12 protein-coding genes and 1 other RNA gene are annotated in these 14,108 nt (G+C 68.5%); 3 read left to right on the top strand and 10 right to left on the bottom strand.

Features of this window, described 5'->3' with window-relative positions; all coding sequences use genetic code 11:
- Positions 1-81 precede the first annotated feature (81 nt).
- The 10 genes from ftsH to tkt form a co-directional block, all read right to left on the bottom strand.
- Positions 82-2,004, bottom strand: coding sequence for an ATP-dependent zinc metalloprotease FtsH (gene ftsH / locus ACT535_RS20525; RefSeq protein ID WP_476365823.1), 1,923 nt, complete (start codon positions 2,002-2,004; stop codon positions 82-84).
- Positions 2,005-2,117: 113 nt separating this feature from the next.
- The gene (gene tilS / locus ACT535_RS20520; protein ID WP_476365822.1) at positions 2,118-3,224 is read right to left on the bottom strand and encodes a tRNA lysidine(34) synthetase TilS; all 1,107 of its coding nucleotides are present in this window, start codon (positions 3,222-3,224) and stop codon (positions 2,118-2,120) included.
- 50 nt (positions 3,225-3,274) lie between these two features.
- Positions 3,275-4,228, bottom strand: coding sequence for a tol-pal system protein YbgF (gene ybgF, locus ACT535_RS20515; protein ID WP_476365821.1), 954 nt, complete (start codon positions 4,226-4,228; stop codon positions 3,275-3,277).
- A gap of 198 nt (positions 4,229-4,426) precedes the next feature.
- The gene (gene pal / locus ACT535_RS20510) at positions 4,427-4,918 is read right to left on the bottom strand and encodes a peptidoglycan-associated lipoprotein Pal (protein WP_024279727.1); all 492 of its coding nucleotides are present in this window, start codon (positions 4,916-4,918) and stop codon (positions 4,427-4,429) included.
- A 419-nt stretch (positions 4,919-5,337) separates the two neighbouring features.
- Positions 5,338-6,372, bottom strand: coding sequence for a tetratricopeptide repeat protein (locus tag ACT535_RS20505; RefSeq protein WP_476365820.1), 1,035 nt, complete (start codon positions 6,370-6,372; stop codon positions 5,338-5,340).
- 92 nt (positions 6,373-6,464) lie between these two features.
- On the bottom strand, positions 6,465-7,097 hold the full coding sequence (locus ACT535_RS20500) for a thiamine phosphate synthase (protein WP_476365819.1): 633 nt from the start codon (positions 7,095-7,097) through the stop codon (positions 6,465-6,467).
- 127 nt (positions 7,098-7,224) lie between these two features.
- A complete protein-coding gene (locus ACT535_RS20495) occupies positions 7,225-8,247 on the bottom strand; it encodes a class I fructose-bisphosphate aldolase (protein WP_476365818.1) in 1,023 nt (340 codons plus the stop codon).
- A 222-nt stretch (positions 8,248-8,469) separates the two neighbouring features.
- Positions 8,470-9,663 carry a phosphoglycerate kinase gene (locus ACT535_RS20490; protein WP_476365817.1) on the bottom strand — a complete coding sequence of 398 codons (1,194 nt, stop codon included), beginning with the start codon at positions 9,661-9,663 and terminating at the stop codon, positions 8,470-8,472.
- 21 nt (positions 9,664-9,684) lie between these two features.
- Positions 9,685-10,692, bottom strand: a complete 1,008-nt coding sequence (gap, locus tag ACT535_RS20485) for a type I glyceraldehyde-3-phosphate dehydrogenase (RefSeq protein ID WP_476327540.1) — start codon at positions 10,690-10,692, stop codon at positions 9,685-9,687.
- 105 nt (positions 10,693-10,797) lie between these two features.
- On the bottom strand, positions 10,798-12,804 hold the full coding sequence (gene tkt, locus ACT535_RS20480) for a transketolase (protein ID WP_476365816.1): 2,007 nt from the start codon (positions 12,802-12,804) through the stop codon (positions 10,798-10,800).
- Positions 12,805-13,179: 375 nt separating this feature from the next.
- Between tkt and ACT535_RS20475 the strand changes: the two genes are divergently transcribed.
- The 3 genes from ACT535_RS20475 to ssrS all read left to right on the top strand — a co-directional run bounded on the left by ACT535_RS20475 (position 13,180) and on the right by ssrS (position 14,082).
- Complete coding sequence (locus ACT535_RS20475; protein WP_168456369.1) at positions 13,180-13,485, top strand: DUF4164 domain-containing protein; 306 nt, start codon at positions 13,180-13,182, stop codon at positions 13,483-13,485.
- 4 nt (positions 13,486-13,489) lie between these two features.
- The gene (locus ACT535_RS20470; RefSeq protein ID WP_024279734.1) at positions 13,490-13,873 is read left to right on the top strand and encodes a cell division protein ZapA; all 384 of its coding nucleotides are present in this window, start codon (positions 13,490-13,492) and stop codon (positions 13,871-13,873) included.
- Positions 13,874-13,927: 54 nt separating this feature from the next.
- Positions 13,928-14,082, top strand: a non-coding RNA gene (gene ssrS, locus ACT535_RS20465) — 6S RNA.
- The last annotated feature ends 26 nt before the right edge of the window (positions 14,083-14,108 follow it).

Genomic DNA, 14,108 nt, shown 5'->3' with positions numbered 1-14,108 from the left:
CTGGGAGCGCACAGCAAAGGAGGGGGCCCGACACAAACGAAAAACGCCCGCTTGCGCGGGCGTTTTCCTGTCCTACAGACCTCAGGCCTGGGGCTGAGGCTCGATGGAGCCGCCGGCGCCGCCGGGACGGGGGCGCTTGGTGGTGGGGATGGCCGAGCCGCGCGGGTTGGACGGTTCGATCACGCTCTCCCGGTTCGGCGTCTTGCCATCGAGGAGGTCGACGATCTCGTCACCCGAGAGGGTCTCGTATTCGAGAAGGCCACGGGCCAACGTCTCGAGGTCATCGTACTTCTCGGAGAGAATGCGCTTGGCCTCGGAGTAGCCCTCGTCCACCAGCCGCCGGACCTCCTTGTCGATGGTCTGGGCGGTGGCTTCGGACACGTTCTGATGGCGCTGCATGGACATGCCGAGGAACACGTCCTCGTTGTTCTCGCCATAGGCCACCTGGCCGAGTAGGTCGGAGAAGCCCCAGCGCGTCACCATCATCTTCGCGAGGCGGGTTGCCTGCTCGATGTCGGAGGCGGCGCCGGACGTCACCTTGTCGTGGCCGAACACGAGTTCCTCGGCGACGCGTCCGCCCATCATGATGGCGAGGCGCGAGGTCATCTGCTCATAGCTCATGGAGAGCTTGTCGCGCTCCGGAAGCTGCATGACCATGCCGAGCGCGCGACCACGCGGAATGATGGTGGCCTTATGGACCGGGTCCGTCGCCGGCACGTTGAGTGCGACGATGGCGTGACCGCCCTCGTGATAGGCGGTGAGCATCTTCTCTTCCTCGGTCATCACGAGGGAGCGACGCTCGGCGCCCATCATCACCTTGTCCTTGGCGTCTTCGAACTCGGACATGGTGACCATGCGCTTGTTGCGCCGGGCCGCCATCAGCGCCGCCTCGTTGCAGAGGTTGGCGAGGTCCGCGCCCGAGAAGCCGGGGGTGCCGCGGGCGATGGTCTTGAGGTTCACGTCGGGCGCGACGGGAATCTTGCGCGCATGCACCTTCAGGATCTGCTCGCGGCCGACCACGTCCGGGTTCGGCACGATGACCTGACGGTCGAAACGGCCGGGACGCAGCAGCGCCGGGTCGAGCACATCCGGACGGTTGGTCGCGGCGATGAGGATGATGCCCTCGTTCGCCTCGAAGCCGTCCATCTCCACCAGCAGCTGGTTGAGGGTCTGCTCGCGCTCGTCATTGCCGCCGCCGAGGCCGGCACCGCGGTGGCGGCCCACCGCGTCGATTTCGTCGATGAAGATGATGCACGGCGCATTCTTCTTCGCCTGCTCGAACATGTCGCGCACGCGGCTGGCACCGACGCCCACGAACATTTCCACGAAGTCCGAGCCCGAGATGGTGAAGAACGGCACGTTGGCCTCACCCGCGATGGCGCGGGCGAGCAGCGTCTTGCCGGTGCCGGGGGGGCCGACGAGCAGCACGCCACGCGGGATGCGGCCACCGAGGCGCTGGAACTTCTGCGGGTCACGCAGAAATTCCACGATCTCGGTGAGGTCGCTCTTGGCCTCGTCGATGCCGGCCACGTCGTCGAAGGTCACGCGACCGTGCGCCTCGGTGAGGAGCTTGGCGCGGCTCTTGCCGAAGCCCATGGCCTTGCCGCCGGCGCCCTGCATCTGGCGCGACAGGAAGATCCACACGCCGATCAGCGCCAGGAAGGGCAGCCACGAGAGCAGCAGGCTCACGAACCACGGAACATTGTCCGACGGCGCACGCGCGGTGATCTGCACGCCCTTGCCATACAGGCGCTGCACCAGCGAGGGGTCGTTCGGCGCGTAGGTCTGGAAGGAGCCGGAGCGGTCGGAATAGGTGCCGGTGATGTTCGGCCCCTCGATCACGACCTCGCGCACCTTACCAGCGTCCACATCAGTGAGGAGCTGAGAGAAGGAGATTTCGTTCGCGTTGGTGCGCTGGCCCGGGCTGTTGAACAGCGAGAACAGCGCCAGCAGCAACAGGACGATGATCACCCAAAGGGCGAAATTGCGTAAATTGGCGTTCATTGAACCCTCGTGGGGACAGAAGGGCGGTCCCGTCTCGACGCCTCACCATACGGAAGGGATACCTCCGCACGCACCGCCGCCGCTGGAACCTCCCGCACCGTCCAGCGCCTAATTTAGGAGCGAGGCCCCGTCTTGCCAAGGACAGCCGCCTTCTCCGCACTTGAATTCGTCGCGATCCCTTGGGCGGAGCGCCGGGGTGGTGCGGTCGATACGAGCACCTTTCCCCTTCGGACGGCCACACTTGCACCTGCCAGGGTGCGGCGAAATGGAGCAGGCGGCAGCGCCAGCGCGGCCAGAAGCGCCTCCAGCAAAAGCTCGAGCTTGGCCAGCTCCACTGGCCCTTCCCTGCCCTGCGCCGCGACGCAGCGGCCCAGCAGCCGCAGGGCGATTTCCTCCGGCACAGCCGCGAACCGGGCACCGTCCATCGAAATGCCCGCAGCTCCGGCGGTAATGAGCTCCGCCTCCGCCCGGTCGGTCACCACCTCAAGCGCCAGATCCGCACGGGCGAGGCGCCTCGCGAGACGGGCAAGACGGCGCGCATCGAGGCCTTCGCGCTCCAACGCCGGAGCCAGCGCCCTCAGGCGCGGACGGGCAAAGCGTGCGTCGAGGTTCGATGGGTCGCTCGCATAGGGGATGCCCGCGCTGTCGAGAGACGCGACGAGACGCGCCTTCGGCAGGTCGAGGAAAGGCCGCAGCAGTGCGAGGTCACCGCGGTCCGTCCTGGCGCTCATGCCCGAAAGGCCGGTCAGGCCGGACCCCCGCGCCATCCGGAACAGAACCGTCTCGGCCTGGTCGTCGCGTGTATGCGCAAGGACGAGTGCGGACGCGCCCACCCGGCGCGCCTCGGCGGCGAGCAGCGCATAGCGCGCGTCGCGGGCCGCTTCCTGGAGGCCACGATCAGGTTTTTCCCCCTGCCAGCGAAGCGTCCGATGGGGCACCTTCAATCCGGCAGCCAACAGCGCGACCTGGGCGGCCTCGTCGGCTGCCGCGGGCCTCAAGCCATGATCGACCGTCGCCGCAAAGAGCCGCGGACCACCCGGGCGCCGGGCGCACCAGCGGGCGGCAAGATGGAGCAGAGCGGTGGAATCGGGCCCGCCGGAAACGGCGAGGAGGACGGCGGAGTAGCTGGCAAGGCTGGAAAAGAGAGCGTCGAGCTCGTTGTCGGAAACCGTGCCGGATTCGGGAGAGAGGCGCGCGGCCGCGCCGTCTTCTGAATCCATCGATCCGGATGACCCGCGCGGGTGGTCTGCGGATTCCGGTGCCATCGGCCTCAGCAGCCGACCCGCTTCTGCTCGCGTTCCACGGCCTGACGGACGGAGGAGGCGGTGCGGGGATATTTGCGGTCCACCTCCTGGAAGGTGGCGCAAGCGGTCTCCTTCTCGCCGAGGCCGGCGAGGGACTGGCCGAGCCGCAGCAGAGCCTCGGGGGCACGCGCAGAGTTCTGGTACTTGGTGGAGACTTCCAGGAAGGAAGCGGCGGCGTCGGAATAATTCTGCCGCAGGAACAGGCTCTCGCCGAGCATGAAAGTCGCGTCGGCGATCAGGCGGTCGTTCGGCGAGGACTGGATGATCTGGCGGAAAGTCTGTTCCGCTCCCGCGTAGTCCTGGCGCTGAAGCTGCGCCTGTCCGGAATCATAGAGCTCGCGCACCGTGGCGCCGGCGGACGGAAGGGCCGCGACTTGCTGACCAGCGGCCGGGCGAACGGGGCCGGCATCCACTGTGCGAGCCGGAGGCGCGGAGCTCCCGGCAGAACCCAGCGGCTGGGGCGCGCCCGGTGCGGCGGGGTCCATGTTGGGATCGAACGCATCGGAACGGCGGACGGGCACTGCGGGGGAGGCCGCCGGGCGGCCGGAGGGCAGCACCGCCGGCGCCTGAACCGGAGCGGCCGCAGGGGCGGCAACCGGTGCCGCGGAGGAGCGACCGCCGCCGGCCTCTTCCAGCCGGCGCACCTGCGCCTCGAGCTGCTGGTTGCGGTATTGGAGTTGCTCCACCTGACCGGTGAGCTGGCGCAGGGTCGATTCCAGCCGCTCCATGCGCCCCATCAACTCGGGGTCCTCGCGCGGGGCCTCCTGCGCGGGCTGGGGCGGCTTGAAGAGGTTGCCGAAGAGATTGCCGTCGTTCTGCGCGGCCGCAGGGGCCGCCGTGCTCAGGGCCGCACCGAAGGCAAGGCCGAAGAGAACGGCAGAGGCGACGAGAACACCGACCGGGCGCAGGCGCATCTTCATGTGACTTTTGCTTGGGGCTGGTGGCGGGGAGCACGGCCGAAAGACTGCCGGTTCGACCAGTTGGACTTTACCCCGCTGATCGCGTCCAAAGTGTGACCCGGCAACGACTTGCCGTGGACCGACCGAGGTTTTGCGAGCGCAGGACGCACGAAGGCCGGCACCCGTGGGCACCGGCCTTCATGACGTCTGGAAACAGACTCAGGCGCCGCCGCCGTTGAGCACCGTCACCGCGCGGCGGTTCTGCGACCAGCACGAGATGTCGTTGCACACCGCCACCGGCCGCTCCTTGCCGTAGGAGATGGTCCGCATGCGGGCCGGGTCGATGCCGCGGGAGGCGAGGTAGTCTCGCACGCTCTGGGCGCGCTTGGCCCCGAGCGCGATGTTGTACTCGCGGGTTCCGCGTTCATCCGCATGGCCTTCGATGGTGAAGGTGTAGCGGTTGTACTGCTGGAGCCACTGGGCCTGACGGTCCAGGGTGGCGCGGGCCTGCGGGGTGAGATCGGTCTGGTCGCTCTCGAAGAACACGCGATCGCCCACGGCGACCACGAACTCCTGAGGGGAACCGGGAGGGCCACCCGCGCCGCCGACGCCGGCATTCTGGTTGGGATTGTTGGCGCACGCGGCAAGAGCCAGCGCGAAGCCAAACAGAGCCGCGAACCGGAAGCCGCGAGCAAGGCTGAGGAAACGCATCCGGTAACTCCCTTCTCAACGCTGCACCGGAGGCTTCGGGTCTAAAGCCGTCCGGTTAAGCGAACGTTCCGCACGCGGCCGGAGGGCCGCCCGGAGGTCCGAAAACCGGAGGATGCGGGCAACTCCCGCTCGCCATGGTTTCCGGGCCGTTATCATCGCCCTCCGGGTCGCGTCGGCACCGCTCGGTCCTGCAGGCCTCGATGAAGCGCAGCAAGCAGTTCGGACCCGTTCCAGAAGGTTCGGACGAGGCCGTGCAGCCGTTGTCCGGTGTGTCCTTCACTGATGCCGCGACGTGGCGTCATCATGGCGCGGAGGTGCAGGGGTGAAGGCAGCGGCATGGCGGCGGCGCGCGTGGCAAAAGGGCCACAACACGGCCTCAGGCAAAGGCGCCCGCGTCTCTGACACGCCGACACGCAGTTTCAGGCGCGCCCCGATTCCCAGCGCGCCGCCTGCGCCTGCGCCTTCTTGCGGTCCGCGTCGGGCAGCTTGGCCACCACCTCGTCAAGCATGGGATCGCCGAGGCCGCGGCTCTTGGCGACCAAGTGCCAGACAGCCGCCTGCACCTTGTCCTGCGGCACCCCACGGCCGACCGCGAGAAGCCGCGCATAGCGGTTCTGGGCGATGGCGTTGCCGGCCAGCGCAGCTTTGCGGAACAATGCGGCGGCGGCGGCCTCGTCCTTGGGCACGCCGTTGCCGTTGAACTGCATGATGGCGAATTCCACCTGCGCCGTGATGTGACCAAGCCGGGCGGCAGCGCCGATCATGCGGGCGGAGGCGGCGATGTCCTTGTCGACACCGTTGCCCTCCTTCAGCAGCACCCCAAGGGCATACTGCGCATCTTCCACGTCCTTGGCGGCGGCGATCTCGAACCAGCGCGCGGCCTCGGAGGGCTCCTTGGGGATCTTCCGCCCCTGGAGATACAGCAGGCCGAGATTGTAGGCGGCGCCCGCGCTGCCCTTCTCTGCCGCCTGCCGGAACAATTGCGCCGCCGCTGGCTCATCCATGGGAACGCCGCGACCGGCGAGGGTCATGTTGCCGAGCGCAAACAGCGCTCCGACCGAGCCGGCATCCGCGGCCTTGCGATACCACTCGACGGCCTTCTTGGGGTCGAGCGGGACACCGAGGCCATCCGAATACAGCTCGCCGAGCAGCGTCATGGCCGCCGGATCGTCGCCGGCCCGGGCGCGCTTGAGCGCCTCGTTGAAGGCGGTGATGTAGTAGCCGCGCTGGTAGGCCCCGTAGGCGATATCCCCCGTACCGCCGGGCGTATCCAGGCTGGGATAGCTGATCTGCGGACCCAGAAGCGGCATGGGCGCCGGCTCGCGCGGACGCTGGGCGGCGTTGGGGTCCGGCTTGGCTGCGGGCTTGTTGCCAGCCTTGTCGGCAGGCTTGGCGGGCTTCGCGGCGGGCTTGGGCGTCGCGCCCGACTGCGGCTGGGCCTGCGCATGCGCCATGGAAGGCGCAGCCGCCAGCGCAACCGCGAGCAGGACCGCACCGCCTGGGACGACAAGCCCCGGCCTGCGCCGAGATGCGCGGACTGGCGGCCTCATTGCGCGTCGTCGCCCGCAGCAAGAGTCGCCTGCGCGGCCGCGACGGTCTTCGCCGCTCCGCCGCCAGAGGCCAGCAACGACTCGGACAGGGCAATGAAGTCCGCGCCGGCCTCGGCGAGCGCCGTCACCTCGTCGAGGGTCGACGCAACACCGACACAGGGCACTTCGAACAGTTCAGCCCACCATCCCACCAGATCGAGCACGCGGAAGAACTCGCCCGGCTCGGGCGCCAGAGCGCCGAAAGCCACGTAATCCGCCCCGCTTTCGCCGGCCACCATGGCTTCGTGGCGCGTCACCAGCCCTCCGGCTCCGACGATAGCGGCAGGCTTGAGCAGCCGCAGCGTCGCATCGAGGGCCGGCCCTGCCGCCACATGAACGCCATCCAGCCCGGCGGAGGCGACGAAGCCCTCCGGCCCCTCCAGAAGAACGGCCGCGTCGTGCCGCTGCGCCGCGCTGGCGATCTCGGCAAGGCGCGCCGCACCGACCGTCTCCCCCGGAGACACGCGCAGCACCACGCAGGCGATATCGCCCGCGCGCACCGCCGCCTCCACCGTGCGCGGGTCGAGCGCGGGCGTGACGGTGAAGACGAGCATGAGGCGGGCGCCGGGGGCGGGCGGAGGATTGGCCATGGTCTGATCGGTCTGCCAAGAAATCGGCGAATTGGGGGCACGGACGCGGATTGTCGCCAGCTTTCGCCAGACCATAAGAAAAGGGCCGGCGCAAGCCGGCCCTCTCTCGACGTGGTGTGCCCGATGCTCAGGCGGCCTTGCGCTCTTCCTCGGCCGACCACTTTCCAAGGGCGGCGAGAGAGTTCATCTGCGCGCGGTGGGCGAAGGCGGCCTGCGCCTTGGCGACGTTCTCCGGCTTGCCGGCCCATGCCTTCTGCGGCGCGGCCTGAAGGGCGCGGCCGTAGGAATAGGTGAGCTTCCACGGCAGGCCGCCGAGCTTCACCATGGCATCGAGATGGGCGGTGGCATCCTCGTCGGACTGGCCGCCGGAGAGGAAGGCGATGCCGGGCACGGCGGTGGGCACGCAGGCCTTCAGCACGCGCACGGTCTTCTCCGCGACCTCGGCGACCGAGGCCTGCACCGGGCTCTTCTTGCCGGGCACGATCATGTTGGGCTTGAGCACCATGCCTTCCAGGCGGACGCGCTGGTAGTACAGCTCCTCGAACACCGTCTTCAGCGCCCATTCGGTGACGCGGTAGCAGGTGTCGATGTCGTGCGCACCATCCATGAGCACTTCCGGCTCGACGATCGGGACGATCTTCGCTTCCTGGCACAGCGCCGCATAGCGGGCGAGCGCGTGCGCATTGGCGCGGAGCGAGGTGTAGGACGGAATGTGCTTGGTGGTGTCGATGTCGATGACCGCGCGCCACTTCGCGAACCGGGCGCCGAGGTCGTAATATTCCTTGAGACGGCCGGCGAGGCCGTCGAGGCCCTCGGTGATGGTCTCGCCCGGGCAGAAGGGCTGCGGCTTGGCGCCGGCATCGACCTTGATGCCGGGAATGGCGCCGGCCTTCTCGATGACGGAGACGAGCGGCGTGCCGTCCTTCGCCTTCTGGCGGATGGTCTCGTCGTAGAGGATCACGCCGGAGATGTAGTCCATGCCCTGCGAGCGGAACATCAGCTCGCGGTAGTCGCGACGGTTCTCCTCGGTGGATTCCACCCCGATGGCATCGAACCGCTTCTTGATGGTACCGCCGCTCTCGTCTGCCGCGAGAATGCCCTTGCCGTCGGCCACCATTTTCTGCGCGATCGCGTCGAGCTCCGCCGTCATGTTCTTCACCTGCCTTGTTGCCGCCCCTCGGCGGGCATGGACGCCGGAGCGTGGCACTCCGGCAGATTGATCGTTTGGAACGCCCCGAACCGTGGCGCTTCTCTGCGCGCCTGCAAGTCCTGGAGACGGCACCGGGTTCCCGACCGATGCCCTACCCGAAAAGCGCCCGCCGCGGAGGGCCGGGCGGGCGCAATTCTCGTCATTTTATCCCGCAGCGCAACATCAGCGCCGCAGGGCCTCCACGCCCGGAAGCGCCTTGCCCTCGAGCCACTCGAGGAAGGCGCCACCGGCGGTCGAGACGTAGGAGAAGCGCTCCGCCGTCCCCGCGTGGTTGAGCGCGGCCACCGTGTCACCGCCGCCCGCGACCGAGAGCAACCGCCCCTTGTGGGTGAGGTCGCCGACATAGCGGGCCACGGCCACCGTCGCCGCATCGAACGGGGTCAGCTCGAACGCACCGAACGGCCCGTTCCAGACCACCGTCTTCGCCCCGTCGAGCTTCTGCTTGACGATGCCGACCGTCTCCGGCCCGGCATCCAGCATCATCTCGTCGTCCTTCACGTCATCGACGCTGGCGACGCGGTGCGCGGCATTGGCCTTGAACTCGGTGGCGACCACCGCGTCCACCGGCAGGACGATCTCGCATCCGGCCGCCTCGGCCTTCTTCAGGATGTCCCGGGCGGTATCGGCGAGATCGTGCTCGCACAGCGACTTGCCGACCTTCTTGCCGAGAGCGGCGAGGAAGGTGTTGGCCATGCCGCCGCCGATGACGAGGATGTCCACCTTCTTCACGAGGTTGCCGAGCAGTTCGAGCTTGCTGGAGACCTTGGAGCCTCCCACCACGGCGAGCACGGGGCGCTTGGGCGCCTCAAGGGCCTTGGTCAGCGCCTCGATCTCGCTCTCCATGGAGCGGCCGGCATAGGCCGGCAGCTTGCGGGCCAGCCCCTCGGTGGAGGCGTGCGCGCGGTGGGCAGTGGAGAAGGCGTCGTTGACATAGACGTCGCCGAGGCTCGCGAGAGCGTCGATGAAGTCCGGCGCATTCTTCTCCTCGCCCGCATGGAAGCGGGTGTTCTCCAGCACGATCACCTCGCCGGAAGCGAGGCGGGAGACTGCGCTCTTCGCCTCGTCGCCGACGCAGTCGGAGGCAAACGCGACCTTGCGGCCGAGTTCACCCTCGAGGGCCTTGGCGACCGGGGCGAGGGATTGGCTTTCGTCGCGGCCCTTGGGCCGCCCGAAGTGCGCCAGCAGGACGGCCTTGCCGCCCTTGCCGGTGATGTCCCGAATGGTAGGCAGGATGGCCTTGAGACGGGTCGCGTCGGTGACGCGCCCGCTCTCCATGGGAACGTTGAGGTCGACACGGACGAGGACCCGCTTGTCGGCGAGGTCCGCGGCGTCATCGAGGGTGCGGAAGGCGATCATGATGGCGCCCCCTTTTCCCGGTCAGCCCAGCTTGCCCATGGCGACGGCCGTGTCGCTCATGCGGTTCGAGAAGCCCCACTCGTTGTCGTACCACGACAGCACCCGCACCAGCGTGCCTTCCATGACCTTGGTCTGGTCGAGGTGGAAGGTGGAGGAGTTGGGATTGTGGTTGAAGTCGATGGAGACGTTGGGCTGGTCGGTGAAGCCGAGGATGCCCTTCAGCTCCTGCGCCGCCGCGGCGATGATCGCCTCGTTGATCTCTTCCTTGGTGGTCGCGCGCTTGGCGACGAACTTCAGGTCGATCACGGAGACGTTGGGCGTGGGCACGCGGATGGACGTGCCGTCCAGCTTGCCATTCAGCTCCGGCAGCACCAGGCCCACCGCCTTGGCGGCGCCGGTGGAGGTGGGGATCATGGACATGGCCGCCGCGCGGGCGCGGTAGAGGTCCTTGTGCATGGTGTCCAGCGTGGGCTGGTCGCCGGTGTAGGAGTGAATGGTGGTCATGAAGCCCTTCTCGATGCCGACGGCATCGTTGAGGACCTTGGCCACGGGGGCGAGGCAGTTGGTGGTGCAGGAGGCGTTGGAGACGACGAGGTGCTCGCTCGAGAGCTTCTCGTGGTTCACGCCATAGACCACGGTCAGGTCCGCGCCGTCGGCCGGGGCGGAGACCAGCACGCGCTTGGCGCCGGCGGCGAGATGCGCCGCAGCCTTGTCACGCGCCGTGAAGATGCCGGTGCATTCCAGCGCGATGTCCACGCCCAGCTCCTTGTGGGGTAGCTCGGCGGGGTTGCGCACTGCGGTGACCTTGATGGGGCCGCGGCCCACGTCGATGGTATCTCCGGCGACCTTGACCTCGCCGGGGAAGCGGCCGTGCACGCTGTCGAAGCGGAAGAGGTGGGCGTTCGTCTCCACCGGGCCGAGGTCGTTGATCGCCACCACCTCGATGTCGGTGCGGCCCGATTCGATGATGGCGCGCAGCACATTGCGACCGATGCGACCGAAACCGTTGATGGCCACCTTGACGCTCATGTTGGGTCCTCCTGAGCCGGCTTGAAGCCCGGCCTCCCTGAATTGCGATGCGCGCTCGCGGTTCACCCGCGGCGCGGTCCTCTCGCGCCCGCCGTGCGCCGAACCTCAGGCCTGCCGGAGCTGGTCGAGCGCGCGCGCCGCGACCTGCTGGGCAGTAATGCCGAAATGGGCGTAAAGCTCCTTTGCGGGCGCGCTCGCGCCGAACGATGTCATTCCCACGAAGGCGGCGTCCGAACCGACGATGGCGTCCCACCCCATGCGGATCGCGGCTTCCACCGCGACCTTGGCCGGAGCGTCCCCGATCACCTTTGCCCGCTCTGCGGCGGGCCTTTCGAGGAACAGTTCGAACGAGGGTATGGAGACGACGCGGGTGGGTACACCCTGCGCCTCCAACAGCTTGGCGGCTTCAACCGCCAAGGACACTTCCGAGCCGGTGGCGAACAGGCTCGCCTGCGCCGGCCCGGACGCAGCGAGGATTTCGTAGGCGCCTTCCGCCGACCGGTTTTCGGCCGTGGCGTCGGTGCGCAGGAGCGGCAGGTTCTGGCGCGACAGGATGAGCGCCGAGGGCCTGCCGGTGGACTGTAGCGCAATCTGCCAGCATTCCGCCGTCTCCACCGTGTCGCAGGGGCGCATCACGAGAAGGTTGGGAATGGCGCGGAGCGCGGCGAGGTGTTCCACCGGCTGATGGGTGGGGCCGTCCTCGCCGAGGCCGATGGAATCGTGGGTGAGCACGTGGATCACCCGCTCCCCCATCAGCGCCGCAAGGCGGATGGCGGGGCGGCAATAGTCCGAGAACACCATGAAGCCGCCGGAGAAGGGGATGAGCCCCTTGTGCAGCGCCATGCCGTTCATGGCGGCGGCCATGCCGTGCTCGCGCACGCCGTAATGGATGAAGGAGCCGGAGAAGTCGTCCGGCGACACGGACTTTGCACCCTTGGCCCTGGTGTTGTTCGAGCCGGTAAGGTCGGCCGAGCCGCCCACCATCTCGGGCACCGCCGGGGTGATGAAGTCCAGCACCAGTTCGGACGATTTGCGGGTGGCGATCGCGCCGCCGTCCTTCACCGCCTTCTCCTTGACGGCGACGATGGCACCTTCCAGCGCCGCGGGCAGCGTGCCGGCGACACGGCGCTCGAATTCGGTGCGCTCCTCGGCCGGACGAGCGGCGAAGCGCGCTTCCCAGGCCTCGCGGGCGGCGCGGCCGGCGGCACCGGCGGCACGCCAGCCGTTGAGCGCATCCTCGGGCACCACGAAGGCCGGCGCTTCCCAGCCGAGGGCGGCGCGGGTGGCGACGATCTCTTCGGCGCCGAGCGGCGAGCCGTGGACCTTCTCGGAACCCGCCTTCTTGGGCGAGCCGAAGCCGATGGTGGTGCGGCAGGCGATCAGGGTCGGCCGGTCGGAGGCCTTGGCGGCCTCGAGCGCGGCGAGGATCGCCTCGGGATCATGCCCGTCCACCGCCGCCGTGGCCCAGCCGGACGCCGCGAAGCGCGCGAGCTGGTTGGTCGAGCCGGAGATGGAGGTGGGGCCGTCGATGGAAATCTTGTTGTCGTCCCACATGACGATGAGCTTGGACAGCTTCAGGTGCCCGGCGAGATCCGCCGCCTCCTGGCTGATGCCCTCCATCAGGTCGCCGTCGGAGGCGAGGACGTAGGTGTAGTGGTCCACCACGTCCGAACCGAAGCGGGCGGCGAGCAGGCGCTCGGCCATGGCCATGCCCACGGCGGTGGCGATGCCCTGGCCCAACGGGCCGGTGGTGGTCTCGATGCCCTCGGTGACGAAATTCTCGGGGTGGCCGGGCGTCAGCGAGCCGAGCTGCCGGAAGCGCTTGATCTCGTCGATGGTCACCTTCTCGTAGCCGGCGAGGTGCAGCACCGAGTAAAGCAACATGGAGCCGTGGCCGGCGGACAGCACGAAGCGGTCACGATCCGGCCAGAACGGACGCGAGGGATCGTACTTCAGAACCTTCGTGAACAGCACGGTGGCGATGTCCGCCGCGCCCATGGGCAGGCCCGGATGGCCGCTGTTGGCGGCCTCGACGGCATCGATCGCGAGAAACCGGATGGCGTTGGCCAAGCGGTCATGACTCGTGATGCTGTCGCTCGTGCGGCTGGACATATTCCCGTATCTCCGGTGCCGGCGCTCTCGGCAGCCGGCCGGCTAGAGGCACTCAGGGGTTCACGGACCCGGCGATTGGGTCCGTCGGCGAAGCTGGCACGGCCCGCCCGGACGCGGCGTCCGGCATTTGAGCCGCCTTGTACCAAGGCTCACCGCGCTGTCAAACCTGCCCCATCCCGCCGCGTCAAGGCGGGCATGGCACCGCCGACCGCGCTGCATCGTCGCGGCGACGCAAGATCGCGCTTTGAACACGGTGCACCGCAACATCGCGCTCGCGCCTCGGTTGCGGGTTGCCTCCTCATGGCGCCGCATTCATGTTGACACACTGAAAAGAGCGGCGTTCCGCCGCCCGTCCGACTCGGCTAAAGTCTGCCCATGTACGCGCTGAAGCAACGCCCGCCGCTGCAGGACGCCCCCATCGAGGGGGCGACGCGGCGCCTCCATGCCGCGCTCGATGCGCTCACCGACGCCATCGATCGCCGGCGCGATGCCGATCGCCACCAGGAGGCGCTGCTGGCCCAGCTTCACGCCCTCGGCAACGACCGCGCCCGCCTCGCCGCCGAGCTGGACGTGGCCCAGGCAGAGGCCGGCGAAGTGGAAGAGGCGGGGCGCGAGATCATCCGCCGCCTCGACGTGGCCATGAGCACCATTCGCGACGTGCTCGCGACCCACGGCGGCTGAGGCGATGCCGCACGTCTCCGTCACCATCGCGGGCCGGCAATACAGGATGGCCTGTGACGAGGGGCAGGAGGAGCACCTCATCCGCCTCGCCCGGGACATCGATGACCGCATCACGCAATTGCGCGGCGCGTTCGGCGAGATCGGCGACCAGCGCCTTGTCGTCATGGCCGCCATCACCATCGCGGACGAGCTGGCCTCGGCACGCGGCCGCATCCGGGCTCTGGAAAGCGATATCGAAAGCCAGCGCGACGCTCGCGCCTCCGCCATGGCCCGCATCGAGGCCAGCGAGGAGGAAGTGGCCCGCACCATCGACGCCGTGGCCGAGCGCATCGAGCGCCTCGTTGCGGAACTCGCCCCGAAGGAACGCGGAACGGTGGGGATGGGCTGAAGCCCCAGGCCGAAGGGGCTGGCGCACCGCACCTTTCGTCCCTACATTGGCATTGCGGGGCTGCGGGGCTCGTTAGGAGACATTTCCCCGGGGCCTTATCGATCCTTAAGGGAGCTGTCCCTGACCTCGCCTCCGGGCTTGGACATATGGCGCCCACCTACGTTGTAGGTTTCCCGGGATCGACCTCCGACGGCTTTTGTGGCTCCGCACGTCTTCCTGTCATCGATACGCTTCA

It is taken from the genome of Xanthobacter sp. DMC12 (assembly GCF_056314105.1).
The sequence above is the reverse complement of the archived record's forward strand: the minus strand, read 5'-3'. Positions and strand labels throughout refer to the sequence as shown.